This is a genomic window from Chromobacterium sp. FG89 (assembly GCF_057808735.1).
The window spans coordinates 36,305-53,336 of the sequence record NZ_JBMDIQ010000014.1; the positions used below are offsets into that span (position 1 = coordinate 36,305).

General features: G+C 72.5%; 4 protein-coding genes. All 4 read right to left on the reverse strand.

Features of this window, described 5'->3' with window-relative positions:
• Positions 1-23: 23 nt before the first annotated feature.
• From ACODRW_RS14860 to ACODRW_RS14875, 4 genes are read right to left on the reverse strand one after another with little or no spacing between them, the layout of a single operon-like run.
• On the reverse strand, positions 24-989 hold the full coding sequence (locus ACODRW_RS14860; protein WP_107798538.1) for a phosphotransferase family protein: 966 nt from the start codon (positions 987-989) through the stop codon (positions 24-26).
• Positions 986-2,158 carry an acyl-CoA dehydrogenase family protein gene (locus ACODRW_RS14865; protein ID WP_107798537.1) on the reverse strand — a complete coding sequence of 391 codons (1,173 nt, stop codon included), beginning with the start codon at positions 2,156-2,158 and terminating at the stop codon, positions 986-988. Before ACODRW_RS14865 ends, ACODRW_RS14860 begins: the two co-directional genes overlap by 4 nt.
• Positions 2,155-7,875: an amino acid adenylation domain-containing protein gene (locus tag ACODRW_RS14870; RefSeq protein WP_488906074.1), complete on the reverse strand. Its 5,721-nt coding sequence runs from the start codon at positions 7,873-7,875 to the stop codon at positions 2,155-2,157. The genes ACODRW_RS14865 and ACODRW_RS14870 overlap by 4 nt, the downstream gene beginning before the upstream one ends.
• Positions 7,872-17,021 (reverse strand): amino acid adenylation domain-containing protein, encoded by a 9,150-nt coding sequence (locus ACODRW_RS14875; protein WP_488906075.1) that lies wholly within the window; start codon positions 17,019-17,021, stop codon positions 7,872-7,874. Before ACODRW_RS14875 ends, ACODRW_RS14870 begins: the two co-directional genes overlap by 4 nt.
• Between the last annotated feature and the right edge of the window lie 11 nt (positions 17,022-17,032).

The following is a 17,032-nucleotide window of genomic DNA, read 5'->3' on the forward strand; positions in this document are numbered from 1 at the left end:
ATCGGAGGGCGCGCGGACGGCCGTCACAGCCGGCCGCCGCCGCAGGCTTCCGCCGCGCGGTCCAGCAGCCAGCGCACGATCAGCTTGGCGCGCGGCACGCGCTGCCCTTCGTCGCGGCGCCGCAGCGCCAGTTGTTGCGTGATCACCGCCAGCCGCAGCAGGCCGTAGGCGTACCAGTAGGCGGGTTCCGTCACCTCGCGTCCGGCCGCGGCGGCGTACAGATCCACCAGCGCCGCGCGCGTCGGCGCGCCCGGCGCGCAGCTCGGCCCGGGCGCGTCCAGCCGCAGCAGCGACGAATCCCGGCCCTCTATCCAGTAAGCGAGCGCGGCGCCGAGATCGGCCAGCGGATGGCCGACCGCGGCCAGCTCCCAATCGACGACGCCCACCAGCCGCGCCGGATCGCCCGGGTCGACGAGGATGTTGTCCAGCTTGTAGTCGTTGTGCAGCCAGGCGGAGGGCGCGGTCTGCGGCATCCGCTCGCTCAGCCAGTCGGCCACCGCCCGGAAGTCGGCGTCGGCCGCCGCGCCCGCCTCCTCCGCGTTCCAGCGTCGCCGCCATTCGCTCAGGATGCGGCGCAGATAGTCGGGGGGCCGGTCGGCCGGCGCGACCTCCAGCGCATGCAGGCTCGCCAGCGTCTCGATGAAGTTTTCCGCGAGCCGGCGCACGGTGTCGGGGCCGAGCGCCCCGCAGGCGGCCGGCGCGACGCCGTCCAGCTTTTCAACCAGCAGCAGCGCGGCGTCGCCGTCCTCGTCCACCGCCAGCGGCCTGGGCGCCAGCCGGAACTGGCCGGACAGCCGCTCCAGCAGCGCGTAGCGGCGTCTCGCCTCGCGCGCGCCGCCCTCCGGCAGCCAGTAGGCGATGAGTTCGCTGTCGCCGCCCTGCACCAGGAACACCTCGCTGGCCCGGCCGCCGCCCACCCGCGTCGCGCGCGCGCCGACGCGGGGGCGGCCCAGCGCCGCCATCGCGCGCTCCGCGATCCGCGCGCTCATGCCAGCTCCCGCCGGAAGCCGGCCAGCGCATGGCGCGCCACCAGGCTCTTGTGCACTTCGTCCGGGCCGTCGTAAATCCGCCCCGCGCGTTCGTGCCGCCACAGCACATTGAGAATCGTGTCGCCGCTGACGCCCAACGCGCCCTGCACCTGCAGCGCGTGATCGAGCACGGTCTGCGTCACGCCGGCCACGAAGAACTTCGCGATCGAGATGTCGATCTGCGCGCGCTCGTGGCGGTTTTGCAGCCGCGTCGCAGCCTGGGTCACCAGCAGGCGCGCCGCGTCTATCGACGCGCGGCTCTCGGCGATCCAGTTCTGCACCGTCTGGCGCGAGGACAGCAGCTCGCCCGCGGCCAGTTCCCGGCGGCAGGCGCGCCGGCACATGATGGCGAAGGCGCGCTCGCACACGCCTATCCAGCGCGCGCAATGGTGCAGCCGCCCGGTGGCGAGCCTGGCCTGCAGCACGACGAAGCCCTCGCCGGGCTTGCCCAGCATCGCGTCCTCGCCCACCCGGCAATCGTCCAGCACCAGTTCGCCGTGGCTGGCCCAGCCGCAGCCCTCGTCCCCCATCACCCGCAGATTGCGGACGTGGCGGAAGCCGGGCGCGTCGGTGGGCACGATGAAGGTGCTGGTGCGCGCGTGCAGCGGCGCGGCCTCGTCGGTGACGGCCAGCACGATGGCGAAGCCCGCGCCGTCGGCGCCGGACGCGAACCACTTGCGGCCGTTTAGATGCCAGGCGCCGTCCCTGTACACCGCCGTCGTTTTCAGCGAGGAGGGATTCGATCCGGCGGACTCCGGCTCCGTCGCCGCGAAGCAGCTGCGCAGCTCGCCGCGCAATAGCGGCTCCAGCCAGCGCCGGCGCTGCGCGGGAGTCGCGTACTCCAGCAGCACGTCGATATTGCCGGCGTCGGGCGCCTGGTAGTTGACCGCGTAATGGCCCAGCGGCGAGGCGCCCAGCAGCTCGCCCACCTCCACCAGCTCAAGCAGGTTCAGGCCCAGGCCGCCGTCGGCTCGCGGCACCTGCGGCAGCCACAGGCCGTGCGCCCGGTTGGCCGCGCGGATGCCGCTCATCAACTGTTCCACGGTTTCGAAATCGCCGTTGGCGAGCGCCGCCTCCGGTTCCGCCAGCGCCGCCTCGACGGCGGCGAATGCCTTGACTCTGGTGTTCATTGTTCTTCCTCGGTTTCCATGTCTGAAACGGCCCGCCGCGCGGCGGCCTCCATGGCGCGCAAGGCGCCGGCCAGCCCGCTGACGAAGGGGGGGCGCATGATGCCGACGTGATCGCCGGGCAGGCGCAGCGGCGTCGCCGCGGCCGGCGCCGCCGCGCGCCAGCCGTCGATGAGCGCGTCGTCGTCGGGCGCGTCCGCCTCGCCGTCCCTGTCCGCGGCCACAATCAAATGCAGCGCGCCGGCATAAGGCGTCGCCGGCGCGTAATCCGTCAGCGAATGCGCGATGAAGGCGCGCACGCGCGCCGCGAACTCGGGCAGGCCAAGCTCCTCCGGCAGCACGCCCGCCGCTATCAAGCGCTCGCGCAAACGTTCCACTCTCCGCGCATCGTCCAGCGCGTCGAATTCATCGGCGTCGAATAGCGGCTTGGCGTCGGCCAGACGCGCGAAGCTGTTGCCGATCTCCGCCATCCAGCGGCTGTCCCGCCAGTCCCGCTTGTGCGGCCGCGCCGCCGACCCCGGCGGCAGGCTGTCCACGATGGAGACCCAAGCCACCGCCTCGCCCTGGCCGGCCAGTTGCCGCGCAATCTCAAGCGCGACCCAGCCGCCGAAAGAATGGCCGCCCAGGCGATAAGGCCCGTAAGGCCGCACCCGCCGGATGTCGGCGATCAGCGCCGTCGCGATGGCTTCGACGCCGGCCGCGTCGGCCTCGCCGGACCCGGGCAGCTCCATGCCCCATACCGAGAAGTCCTTGGACAGCTCGGCCGCGAGCGCGCGCAGATACGGCACATGCCCGCCCGCGCCCGGCGCGAAGAACAGCGGCGGCGCGTCGCCCGGCGCGGACAGCGCGACGAGCGCGCCGACCCGGACGCCGTCCGCGTCCGCGCCCTCGGTCTCGATGATCCGGGCCTGCTCGGCCACGGTCTGCGCCGTCAACAGACGGGCCACCACCGCCGCGTCCAGGCCAAAGGCCCGGCCGGCGCGGGAGCAGATCCGCAGCATCAGCAAAGAATCCCCGCCCAGCGCGCTGAAATCGCTGTCCTCCGACGGCGGTTCGCGCTTGAGCACGGCCGTCCACAAGGCGCTCAGCTCGCGTCGCAACGCCGCGCCGCTGGGCCGCGCGGCGGCGGGCGCCTTGGCCGCCGCCGGCGTGGCGGCCGCCGAGGCCAGGCTCCGGCGCTCGCCGCCGTCCGCCCTGCTCGCGCCGCCGGCGGCCGCGTCCCCCGCCGTGGTTTCCCCGAGCAGCGCGCGCAAGGCCGCCGCGTACTCCGCGACGAAGCGGAGCACGGTCTCCGTCGAGAAATGCCCGCGCGACGGCACCAGGGTGATCCGCAATACGCCTTGCCTGCCGTCGAAGCTGCTTTGCACCACCAGCGGCACATTGGTCGTGTCGCTCGCGTAGCCGTCGGACACCTCGATGTCGCGCACCGCGTCCTCCAGCGCGCGGAAGTGCGTGAAGTTGAACAGCGCGTCGAACACCGTGCCCACCTGCCGATGCAGTTCGATCAGCGGATAGCGCCGGCGGCTGAACACCTCCAGCTCGGCCGCCTGCACCGCGCGCACCAGCGCGACGGCGTCGAAGACGCCGGCCGGGAAGTCGAAGCCGAGCGGCAGGCTGTTCAGGAACAGGCCCAGCACCCGGTCGCCGTCCGCGCCCTCGCTGCGGCCGTTGAACACCACGCCGCTCGTCACCGCCGGCCTGCCGCAGATGCGCGACAAGGCGAGCAGATGCGCCGTCAGCAGCACGCTCTTCACCGAGGCGCCCGCGCGCGCGGCGAGCGCTTCCAGGCCGGCGGACTCAGCGGCCGAAATCGGCACCTCCGCCGGCGCCGCGTCGCCGTCCGGCTCCAGCGCCAGCCGCGTGGCCGGCAAGGATTGCAGCCGCGCGCGCCACCAGTCGCGCAGCGCGTCCGAACGCGCCGCCTCGCGCTCGCGCTCGACGAAGTCGCGGTAGCGGCTGGCGGGCGCCGTCAGCGCCAGCGGCCGGCCGGCCAGCCGCGCCGAATAGTCCGAGATCAGCTCGGAGAGCAGCAGGTTGAAGCTCCAGCCGTCCAGAATCGCGTGGTGCTTGGTCACGCCGATATGCATCTCCGCCTCGCTCAGGCGATGCACGGCGAAGCGGATCAGCGGCGGATGCTCGACGTCGAAGCGCCGGCGCCGCTCGGCCTCGCGCCAATCCAGAATCCGCGCGTCCTGCCGCGCCGCGTCCAGGCCACGCCAGTCGCTGACCGCCAGCGGCAAGGGCACTTGGCGGTGCACGTACTGCAGCGGCTCCTCGTCGGCGGCCAGATCGAAGGCGGTGCGCAGCGCCGGATGGCGTTCGAAGGCGCCGCGCAACGCCGCCTCGAGCGCGGCCGCGTCGAAGGGCAGGGCCAGCCGCTGATCGTTGACGTTGTGATAGGCGGAGTCCTGGCCGTGCCGCATCTCGTTGGCCAGCATCGCCATCTGCATCGCGCTGAGCGGATACGCGTCCTCGTAGGCGGCGTCCAGCGGCGGAGGCGGCGGCGCGCTCGCGGCCGGCGGCGGCGAGTCCGTGCGCCGGACCCGCGGCGCCAGGCTTGCTATGGTCAGCGAGCGCATCAACTCGTCCAGCGTGAAGTCGATGCCGACCTTGTGCGCGGCCGACAGGATCTGGATGCTCAGGATGGAGTCCCCGCCCAGCTCGAAGAAGTTGTCGGTGACGCCGACCGGCGAGCGCTTGAGCACGGATTCGAACACGCCGACCAGCGCCTGTTCCACCGCATCGCGCGGCGCGACATGCGGACGCGCCACGTCGCCGTCCGCCGCCAGCGCGTCGGCCAGCCGGCGGCGATCGAGCTTGCCGTTAGGGGTCAGCGGGATCGCGTCCACCTCGATCAGGCGCGCCGGAATCGCGTGCGGCGGCAGGCGCTGCGCCAGCCAGTCCCGCAGCGCGGCGGGAGAGAGCGACGCGCCCTCGCGCGGCGCCGCGAAACCCGCCAGCTGCGCGTGGCCGTCTATGCTCGCCTCGTCCACCATCACCGCCGCGGCGGCGACGTCCGGGTGCCGGGCCAGCGCCGCCTCCACCTCGCCCAGCTCGATGCGGAAGCCGCGGATCTTGACCTGCTCGTCGATGCGGCCCAGATAGTCCAGCTCGCCGTCCGCGTCCCAGCGCCCGAGGTCCCCGCTGCGGTAAAGCCGCTCGCCGGGCAGGAAGGGGTCGGCGATGAAGCGTTCGCGGTCGAGCTCGGGACGCTTGTGATAACCGCGCGCCACGCCCTCCCCGCCCACGTAAATCTCGCCCGGCACGCCCGGCGGCACCGGATGCCCGGCGGCGTCGAGCAGGTAGATACGGTAGCCAGGCAAGGGCCGGCCCACCGGGCTGCGCGAGGAGAGCGCGTCGCCCGCGCCCAGCACGCGCTCGGTCACGTGCACCGTGGTTTCGGTGATGCCGTAGAGATTGACCAGCGCGACGCCGCTCTCCTCGCCCAGGCAGGCGGCGAACTGGCTGGGAATCAGCACCTCGCCGCCGAAGAACACATGGCGCAAGCCGGCCGGCAAGGGCCGCCGCGCGTCGCCCAGCGCGCGCAGCAGCTGCTTGAAGGCGCTGGGGGTCTGGCTCAGCATCGTGACGCCCTCGCGCTCCAGCAGCGCGAGAAATTCCTCCGGCGTGCGCGAGCAGCGGTAAGGCACGATTTCCAGCCGCCCGCCGTGCAGCAGGGCGCCCCAGATTTCCCATACCGAGAAGTCGAAGGCGTAGGAATGGAACAGGGTCCACACGTCCGACGGTCCGATGCCGTAGCTCCGGCGCGTCGCCGCGAACAGATGGTCCACATTGCGGTGCTCCACGCACACGCCCTTGGGCTGTCCGGTCGAGCCCGAGGTGTAGATCACGTAGCACAGGTCGGCGGGCGAAGTGTCGCGCGGCGGCGGCGCGTCTTCGCGCTCGCCGGACTCCGCCGCATCCCCCATCCCGATCAGAACCCCACCGAAGTCCCCGAAACGCTCGCGCGCTTCCTCGCCGCAAATCAGCGCGCCGGCGCCGATATCCTCCAGTATCCAGGCGAGACGTTCCGGCGGATGGTCGAGATCGAGCGGCACATAGAAGGCGCCCGCCTTCAACACCGCCAGTATCGCGACGATGCTGTCCACGCCGCGCCCGAACGCCAGCGCAACCGGCGTGTCGCCGCGCACGCCGGCGGCGTCCAGCCGCCAGGCCAGCCGGTTGGCGCGGCGATCCAGTTCGGCGTAAGTCAGCGCCTCGCCCTCGCATTGCAGCGCGACGGCGTCGGGCCGCGCGCGCGCCTGCGCCTCAAAACGGCGATGCAGGCACTGGCGCGCCGTCTCGTCCGCGCGCCGGGCCGCCGCGTTCCAGCCCGCGACCAGCGCGCCGCCCGCCTCCGCGCCCAGCAGCGACGCCGCGCCGATGCGCAGCGCGGCGCCGCCGCGTTCAAACTGCTCCAGCAGCCGCGCCAGCATCGCGACGATCCGCTCCGCCGACGCCTCCGACACGCGCTGGCGATCGTAATGCAGGCGCAAGCGCAGACGCTCGCCGGGAATCGCGACCACGGTCAGCGGATAGTTGGTCTGTTCCACCACCTCGACGTCGCCGACGCCCAGCCGTTCCCGATAGCGCGTCGCGTCCGCGCGCGCCGGATAGTTCTCGAACACCACCAGGCTCTCGAACAAGGGCGCGCCCGGAGCCACGCCGCTCCAGCCCGGAATCGCGTGCAGCGGCGTATAGGCGTAAGCTTCGGCGCCCACATGCCGGCGATGCAGCTGTCTGAGCCAGTCGCCCAGCGTCTGCGCGGCGTCCACGGTCGCGCGCGTCGGCAGCGCGTTGACGAAGAGCCCCACCATCTGCTCGACCCCGCGCAGCGCGGCCGGCCGGCCGGACACGGTGGTGCCGAACACTACGTCGTCGCGGCCGCTCGCTCGCGCCAGCAGCAAGGCCCAGGCGGCCTGGATCACCGTGCTCTGCGTCAGCTCGCAGGCGCGCGCCAGCCGCTGCAGGCCCTCGCTCGTCCGCGGGTCCAGCTCGCGTTCCAGCAGGCCGTGGCCGCACTCGCGTTCCGGGCCCGCCTCCTCGGCCAGCGGCAAGGGCGTGGCCGCACGCACATCGCCCAGCCGCTCGCGCCAGAAGGCCTCGGCCGCCGCGCCGTCCTGCTGGTCCAGCCAGCGCAGAAAAGCGCTGTAGGGCTGGGGCGGCGGCAAGGCCGGATCGGCCCCGCGCCGGTAGGCGTCGTAGCAGGCGAGCGCTTCACCCAGCACGATCTGCACCGACCAGCCGTCCAGCAGCAGATGGTGATAGCTCCACACGAACTCATAGCGTTCTTCGCCGGTGCGGAACAAGGCGCAGCGCATCAGCGGCGCGCGGCTCAGGTGAAAGCCCGGACGCCGGTCCGCGTCCCGGTAGGCGGCGAGACGCCGCCGCTGTTCCTCGGAATCGAAATCCCGCCAGTCCTCCTCCACCCACGGCAGTTCGACGTCGCGGAAGACCACCTGCACCGGCTTGGACGGCCCGTCCCACAGAAAGCCGGTGCGCAGCACGCCGTGGCGCGCGATCACCGCTTCCAGCGCGCGCCGGTAATCGGCCGCGTCTAGCGCGACCTGGAAGGCGCAAGCGACCTGTTCGTAATAGACGCCGGACTCCGGCGCTTTCAGCGTATGAAACAGCAGGCCCTGCTGCGTCGGCGTCAACGGCAGCATGGTCTCGACTTTCGAGCCGGCTTGCTGCGCGGCGTTTGATAATGTTTTGTTCATGGCTGTTCGTTCAGTAGCTGTAACACTTCGTCGATATCGTTCTGGTCAAGATGGGCGAGCGGCAGGTCCGACGGCGTCAGGCCGCCCGACTGCGGCGACAGGCAATGCGTCAGCACCGCGTCCAGCTCGGCGCGGAAGCGCTCCGCCAGCGCCGTCATCGCGTCCGCCGCTTGCAGCGCCGCGTTGTACAGCCAGTCCACCCGCAGCCGTCCTTCGTGCACCTGCGCCACCACGTCCAGCGCGTAGCGACGCCTCATCCCGCCCGAGCGCGCGCCGCCCGGCGGCTCGCCCAGCCAAGCCGCGCCCGGCGCGCCGCCTTCTTCCAGCCGCCATTGGCCCAGGTAGTTGAAGCACACCGTGCGCGCATGGCCGCCCAGCTCCGATCCACGGCCGCCGTAACGCAGCGCCTGGTAGGCGATGCCGCTGTCCGGCACGCCGCGCATCCGCTCCTTCACCGACTTCAGATCCCGCGGCAAGTCGCCGCTCAGCGGCAGCCGCAGCGGATACAAGCTGGTGAACCAGCCCACGGTGCGCGACACGTCCACGCCCGCCAGTCCGTCGCGGCCGTGGCCTTCCAGGTCCAGCACGCATTCCTCCGCGCCCGTCCATTGGCGCAAGGCCCGCGCCAGCGCGGCCAGCAGCAATTCCTCCGGACGCATCCGATAGGCCTCGCCCGCCTGCCGCAGCCAGCGTTCCGTGGTCGCCGCGTCCCATTGCAGCGACACCCGCGATTCCGCCGCCACCGTGTCTTCGCCCGCGCCGACGCCGGGCAGAGACATCCCCGGCGCGTCCATCTCCCGCCAGTAGTCCAGCGTCGATTCCGGCAAGCTGTCCGCCCAGGCCCACAGCCGCTGCGACCACGCCTGGTACGACACCGTCTTGGCCGGCCACGACGTCGCTTCGCCCCGGCTCAGCGCCGCGTAGGCCCGCCACAGGTCTTCCAGCAGAATCCGCCACGACACCCCGTCCACCGAGGCGTGATGCGCCAGCCACAGCAGGCGCCAGCCTTGGTCCAGCCGGTACAGCCGCGCCGCCCACAGGCTGGCGCCGTCCAGGCGCAGACCGGCCTGCAGTTCGGCCGCGTCGCGCTCCAGCGCGGCCTCGGCGTCGGCCAGGCCGCGCAGGTCCGCTATCTTCACTTCCGCCGGCGCGCCGGCGCCGCTTTCCTGAATCCAGCGCTCGCCGTCCCGCCGCCAGCCTATCCGCAGCGCGTCGTGCCGCTGTGCCACCGCCTGCAGCGCGCCGATCAGCACCTCGGCGTCGAGTGGGCCGCTCAGGCCCAGATAAGCTCCCTGGCTGAACTGTTGCCAGTCCGTGCCCGGCCAGTCCAGATACCAGGCCTGGATCGGGCCTGGCCTCACTTCGCCCCTCACCTCGCCCTGCTCCGCCGGCGCGCCGGTTTCTTCCGCCGCGCCGCTTTCCGCCGCCAGCTCGGCGATGGTCGGATAGCGGAATACTTGCTGCGGGCTGATGCGCAAGCCGTGCTCCGCCGCCCGCGACGCCATCTGTATGCTCAGGATGGAGTCGCCGCCCAGCGCGAAGAAGTTGTCCCTCACCCCCACGCGTTCCAGCCCCAGCAGGCCTTGCCAGATCTCCACCAGCGCCGCCTCGGCCGCGTTCTCCGCCGCCGCCGCGCCCGCCTCGATCTGCGGCTCCGGCAGCCGCTTGCGGTCCACCTTGCCGTTGGCGCTCAGCGGCACGCTGTCCAGCGCCATGATCGACGCCGGCAGCATGTATGGCGGCAGCCGCCGCGCCAGCGCGTCGCGAATCGCGGCGGAATCCAGGCTCGCGCCCGGCAGCAACAGCACATAGCCGGCGATGATCCGCCGCCCGTCGCGCTCGACCACCGAGGCCACACCGCGCTCCACGCCCGGCGCGGCCGCCAGCGCGGCCTCGATTTCGCCGATCTCGATCCGGAAGCCGCCGATCTTGACCTGATCGTCCACTCGGCCCAGGAACTCCAGATTGCCGTCGGCAAGCGCGCGCGCGCGGTCGCCGGTCCGGTACATCCGTTCGCCCGGCACAAAGGGATTGTCGACAAAGCGGTAAGCAGTGAGATCCGGCTGGCCCAGATAGCCCAGCGCCACGCCCGCGCCGGCGATCCACAGATCGCCCGGCACGCCCACCGGCACCGCCTGCAGCGAGGAAGACAGCACATAGAGCCGCTGCCCCGGCAGATGGCGGCCATAGGGCACGAAGGCGGCGTCGGCCGCCAGTCCCCGCGTGTCGTACCAGCACGACCAGATGGCCGCCTCGGTGGCGCCGCCCAGCGCCAGCACCTCCGGATCGGACGTCGCCGCCGCGCGGATCTGCGCGGGCAGCCCCACCGGCACGCGGTCGCCGCTCAACATCGCCAGCTTCAGCGAGGGCGGCAGCGCGCGCCCGCTCTGCCGGCACTCCAGCAACAGCAGCTCCATCACCGCCGGCACGGATTCCCAAACCGTCGCCCCCTCGCGCGCCATCAGATCCAGCCACGCCGCCGGCGCGATCGTCGACGACTCCGGCGCCAGCAAGACGGCGGCGCCCGCCGCGAACGCGCCGAAGAAATCGAATACCGACAGGTCGAAGCCCGCCGCCGACACGCACATCAAGCGGTCGGACGCGCCGATCTCATAACGGCGCAGGAAGACTTCCATCGTCAGCGCCGCCGCGCGGTGGCTGATCATCACGCCCTTGGGCTTGCCGGTGGAGCCCGAGGTGAACATCACATAGGCCAGATCGTCGGGCGCCGCCTCCGGCAGCGCGACCTCGGCCGGCGGCGTTTCGTCAATCAGGATCGCGCGCGCCGCGACGCCGTCCAGCAGCGGCAGATGCTCACGCGTCGTCAGCACATGGCCGACCGTGGCCAGCAGATCGCGCAAGCGTCCCGGCGGCATCGCCGGATCGGCCGGCACATAGGCGCAGCCGGCGCGCATCACGCCCGAGTAGGCGGCGACCGCGCGCGCGCTCCTCGGCAGCAGCACCGCCACCGGTTCGCGCCGCGCGCCCGCCGCCGCCACCACCCTGGCGACGCGCAGCGTCTCGTCGGCCAGTTCGCGGTAGTTCATCGCCTCGTCCACGCCTATGATCGCCGGCGCCAGCGGCGTCAGCTCGGCGTGCCGCTCTATGCCGGCGTGCAGCAGATAGCCGTCGCCGACCGGCGGCGTCGCGTTCCAGTCGTGAATCAGCCGGCGCGCCTCGTCGTCGTCGACCAGGCTCAGATCGCCCAGCCGCGCGTCCGGCTGCGCGGCGAGCTGGGCCAGCAGATGCAGGAAGCTCGCGCCCAGCCGGCCTATGCCCTCCTCGTCGTAGCGCGAGGCGTCGAAATCGACATAGAGCACGGTCTCCTCGCCCGGAATCAGTTGGCCGACCAGCGGATAATTGGTGCGCGTCTCGGCCGCCGCGAACTCGCTGACGTCGAAACCGGCGTCGCCTCGGGCCAACTGGCGGTCCACCGGATAGTTTTCCACCACGAACAGGCTGCTCAAGAGCTCGCCGCCCTCGTAGCCCGCCCAGCGCCGGATGTCGGTCAGCGAGGCGGCGCCCAGTCTGGCCCGTTCGCTCTGCTGTCCATGCAATTGCTGCAGCCATTGCGACACGCGCGCGTCGTCGTCGATGCCGACGCGCACCGGCACCGTGTTGATGAACAGCCCCACCATCCGCTCGACGCCCGGCAGCGTCGCCGGCCGGCCGGACAGCGTGGTGCCGAACACCACCTCGCGCCCGCCGCCGGCGTAGCCCAGGGTCAGCGCCCAGGCGCCGGTCAACAGGCTGGCGCGGGTGACGCCGGCCCGCCGCGCGGCGCGGTCGACCTGCTCGTTCAGCCCCGCGTCGAACACGAAGGCGCGCCGGCCCTGGCCCCGCGCTCGCGCGCCGCGCGCCGGCGCGGCGAAGCCTATCGGCGTGGGCTCTTCTATGCCGGCCAGCACCTGTTGCCAGTACGCGGCCTGCTCGCTCTCGTCCCGCGCCGCCAGCCAATTGACGAAGGGCAGAAAACGGCTGCCCAGCAACGGAGCGACGTCGCCGGCGCCCAGCTCGGCGTAGCGGCCGATCACCTGCTTCAGGATCAAGGGCACCGACCAGCCGTCGACCACCGCATGGTGGTAGCTCCACAGGAAGCGCCAGGCGTCGCCGGGTTCGCGGATCAGGGTGCCGCGCAGCAAGGGCCCGCGTTCCAGATCGAAGCCGCGTTGACGGTCCAGCTCGCGCAGCGCGTCGAAGCGGCTGACGCAGGCCTCGGCGGACAGCGCTCGCCAATCCAGCGTGTCCCAGTCCGGGTCCAGACGGGGATGGACGATTTGGACCGGGCTCTGCAACTGCCGCCAGCGGAAGGTGGTGCGCAGCGCGGCGTGCGCCGCCGCGACGTCGAACCAGGCTTGACGGAAGCGTTCCGCGTCGAAGACGCCGCTCATTTTCCAGTGCAGTTGTTCTATATAGAGCGGCGCGTCCTCGTCCGCGATGGAGTGAAACAGAATGCCCTGCTGCAACGGCGTGACGCCGTACAAGGCCTCCAGCCCGGGATGCTCGCGCTCGATCGCGTCGATATCGCTCTGCTCCAGTTGGGCGAGCGGCAGGTCTGACGGCGTCAGGCCGCCCGACTGCGGCGACAGGCAATGCGTCAGCACCGCGTCCAGCTCGGCGCGGAAGCGCTCCGCCAGCGCCGTCATCGCGTCCGCCGCTTGCAGCGCCGCGTTGTACAGCCAGTCCACCCGCAGCCGTCCTTCGTGCACCTGCGCCACCACGTCCAGCGCGTAGCGACGCCTCATCCCGCCCGAGCGCGCGCCGCCCGGCGGCTCGCCCAGCCAAGCCGCGCCCGGCGCGCCGCCTTCTTCCAGCCGCCATTGGCCCAGGTAGTTGAAGCACACCGTGCGCGCATGGCCGCCCAGCTCCGATCCACGGCCGCCGTAACGCAGCGCCTGGTAGGCGATGCCGCTGTCCGGCACGCCGCGCATCCGCTCCTTCACCGACTTCAGATCCCGCGGCAAGTCGCCGCTCAGCGGCAGCCGCAGCGGATACAAGCTGGTGAACCAGCCCACGGTGCGCGACACGTCCACGCCCGCCAGTCCGTCGCGGCCGTGGCCTTCCAGGTCCAGCACGCATTCCTCCGCGCCCGTCCATTGGCGCAAGGCCCGCGCCAGCGCGGCCAGCAGCAATTCCTCCGGACGCATCCGATAGGCCTCGCCCGCCTGCCGCAGCCAGCGTTCCGTGGTCGCCGCGTCCCATTGCAGCGACACCCGCGATTCCGCCGCCACCGTGTCTTCGCCCGCGCCGACGCCGGGCAGAGACATCCCCGGCGCGTCCATCTCCCGCCAGTAGTCCAGCGTCGATTCCGGCAAGCTGTCCGCCCAGGCCCACAGCCGCTGCGACCACGCCTGGTACGACACCGTCTTGGCCGGCCACGACGTCGCTTCGCCCCGGCTCAGCGCCGCGTAGGCCCGCCACAGGTCTTCCAGCAGAATCCGCCACGACACCCCGTCCACCGAGGCGTGATGCGCCAGCCACAGCAGGCGCCAGCCTTGGTCCAGCCGGTACAGCCGCGCCGCCCACAGGCTGGCGCCGTCCAGGCGCAGACCGGCCTGCAGTTCGGCCGCGTCGCGCTCCAGCGCGGCCTCGGCGTCGGCCAGGCCGCGCAGGTCCGCTATCTTCACTTCCGCCGGCGCGCCGGCGCCGCTTTCCTGAATCCAGCGCTCGCCGTCCCGCCGCCAGCCTATCCGCAGCGCGTCGTGCCGCTGTGCCACCGCCTGCAGCGCGCCGATCAGCACCTCGGCGTCGAGTGGGCCGCTCAGGCCCAGATAAGCTCCCTGGCTGAACTGTTGCCAGTCCGTGCCCGGCCAGTCCAGATACCAGGCCTGGATCGGGCCTGGCCTCACTTCGCCCCTCACCTCGCCCTGCTCCGCCGGCGCGCCGGTTTCTTCCGCCGCGCCGCTTTCCGCCGCCAGCTCGGCGATGGTCGGATAGCGGAATACTTGCTGCGGGCTGATGCGCAAGCCGTGCTCCGCCGCCCGCGACGCCATCTGTATGCTCAGGATGGAGTCGCCGCCCAGCGCGAAGAAGTTGTCCCTCACCCCCACGCGTTCCAGCCCCAGCAGGCCTTGCCAGATCTCCACCAGCGCCGCCTCGGCCGCGTTCTCCGCCGCCGCCGCTCCCGCCTCGATCTGCGGCTCCGGCAGCCGCTTGCGGTCCACCTTGCCGTTGGCGGACTGCGGCAAGGCGTCCAGCCACACCCAGGCGCGCGGCACCATATAGCCCGGCAGCCGCGTCTCCAGCCATGCCTGCACCGCCGCCGCGTCCGCGGCTTCGGCCGAATCTTGCCGCGCCACCAGATAGCCGACCAATTGCTTCTCGTCCGCGGCGCTGCGCCGCAGCGCGACGGCGCAGCCGCTCAAGCCGGGGTGATGGCCCAGCGTCGCCTCGATCTCGCCCAGCTCGATCCGGTAGCCGCGCAGCTTGATCTGCTCATCCACTCGGCCGAGGAACTCCAGCGCCCCGTCGCGCCGCCAGCGCACGCGGTCGCCGGTGCGATACCAGCGCCCGCCGTCCGGCGGCGGCGCCGCGACGAAGCGGTCCGCCGTCAAGTCGGCGCGCCCCAGATAGCCGAGCGCGAGTCCGTCGCCGCCCGCCCACAATTCGCCGGGCACGCCGACCGGCACCAGCCGGCCGCCGGCGTCGACCACGCGCACCTCGGTATTGCCTATCGGCCGCCCAATCGGAATCGAGCCGCGTTTCACGTCGCCGGCCGTCACCCGATGGCTGCAGGTGAAAGTGGTGTTTTCCGTCGGGCCGTAGCCGTTGATCAGCGCGACGCCCGGGCAGGCCTCGAGAAAGGCGCGGCAGCTCGCCACCGGCAGCGCGTCGCCGCCGGTCAGCAGTTCGCGCAGGCCGCCGAGCGCGGCCGGCTCCTCTTCCACCATCATGCGGAACAGGTCGACGGTCAGCCACATCGTGGTGACGCCGTCGCGCGACGCCGCGTCCAGGAAGGGCATGCCGGGCTCGGCCAGCACCAGCCGCCCGCCGTTCAGCCAGCAGCCCCAGATTTCGAAGGTCGAGGCGTCGAAGCCCAGCGGCGATTGCTGCAGCATCACCGTCGACGCGTCCAAGCGCGCGTAGCCGCCGCCGACGGCGAGCCGGACCACCGCGCGATGCGGCACCGCCACGCCCTTGGGCCGCCCGGTGGAGCCCGAGGTGTACATCACATAAGCCAGGTCCTCTGCGCGCCGCGCCGCGGACGACACGGGCCGCGCGTCGCCGGCCTCGCAGTCGGCCAGGCTCAGCACCGGTCCGGCGTAATCGCCGAGCCAGCCGGCGTCCAGACCGTCGGCGACGATCATCAAGGCCGGCGCGGCGTCGGCCGTCATCGCGCTCAGGCGCGCGGCCGGATAAGTCGGATCCAGCGGCAGATAGGCGGCGCCCGCCTTCAGCGCCGCGAGGAAGGCGGCCAGCAGCCGCGGCGAACGCTCGCCCGCCACGCCCACCACCGCGCCGGCCTCGACGCCGGCCGCGCGCAGCGCGCCGGCCGCACGGTCCGACCACTGATCGAGCTCCGCGTAAGTCCAGCGCTCGCCGCCCTGTTCCAGCGCGACGCGTCCGGGATGGGCGGCCGCGCATTCGCGGAACAACGCGTCGATCGCGGCGTCCGCCCGATACGGCCGCTCATGCCGCCCCCATCCGCGCAGGCGCGCTTCTTCGGCCTCGGACAGGATGGGCAAGCCGCGCGCGTCCGCGTCCGGCGCGGCCAGCGCCGCGCGCAGCAGCGCCAGATAATGTTCGCCCAGCTGGCGGATGGTGGCCGCGTCGTACAGATCGGTGTTGTACTGCCACACCGCGAAAGTGCCGCGCTCGTCACCCTCGATCGACAGATAAAGATCGAAGCGCGCGAACGGGCTGTCCAGGTCGAAGGGCACGGCCGCGCCGCTCGCGGTGCGCACCGCCGGCAGGCGGACGTTCTGGAAGGCGAACACGGTCTGCGCCAGCTGCTCGTGCCGGGGGCCGCCGCGCGCGCGCAGCCGCTCCACGATGGCGTCCAGCGGCACGCCCTGGCGCGCGAAGGCCTGCGCGCTGGCGTCGCGGACCCGGTCCACCAGCGCGCCGAAGCTGTCGCCCTCGCCCACCTCGGTGGCCAGCGCCACCAGGTTGACGAAGTAGCCGGCGATGTCCTCCGCCGCCTGGAAGGGCCGGTTGGCCGCCGGCGTCAGCGTCAGCCCGCGCGCTTCGCCGGTGTAACGCTGCTGCAGCAGCGCGAAGGCGCTGAACAAGGTGGTGAACAGCGTGGTGTTATGGCCGCGGGAGAACGCGGCCGCCGCGTCCATGCACGCGGCCGGAATCTCGAAGCGCTCGGTGCCGCCGCGCCCGCTCAGCGCCGGCGGACGCGCGCGGTCGCCGCGTATCGCCGGCACCTCGTCCACCTCCGCCAGCGCCTCCGTCCAGGCGTCCAGTTGCGCGGCGTAGTCCGGCGACGCCATCCAGCGGCGCTGCCAGGCGGCATAGTCTCGATAACTGAGGCGGGGCGCCGAGGGCTCGGCCGCGTCCGGCGACGCGAGATAGGCGCTGAAATCGCGGATCAGCACGCTCATCGACCAGCGGTCGAAGATGGCGTGATGGATGGTCAGCACCAGCACCGCGGCGCGCTCGGGCGTCGAGAACAGATCGACGCGCCACATCGGCGCGCCGGCGGCGAAGGGCTGTCGCGCCAGTTCCGCGGCGCGCGCGCGCAAGGCGTCGTCGCCGTCCACCGCCCACGCTTGCAAGGCGACGAGCGGCTCGGGCAGCACCCGCTGCAGTTCCGGCTCGCCGTCGCTGAAGACGGTGCGCAGGATGTCGTGCCGGCGCGCGAGCGCCGCGAAGGCGCGGGCGACGGCCTCTTCGTCGACGGCGTCCGCGAGTTCGATCGCCGCCTGTTCGTTGTACATCGCCGGATCGCCCAGCCGCGTCGCCGCGACCAGACGGGCCTGCCCCGGCGACAGCGCCGCCGCGTCGCCGGCCTCGCCCGGCAGCGCCGGCGCCAGCGGCGCGGCGCGCGCGCCTTCGTCGTCGAGCACGCTCAGCAGCGCCTCCTTGGCCTCGCGCAGCCGCGCGACCAGCGCGGCGTCGAGCGCGCCCTGCGGCGCCTGTACCTGAAGCTGGTCGCCGCGACGATGCAGCGTGACGCCCGCGTCGGCAAGATCGGTCATGAGCCGTGCCA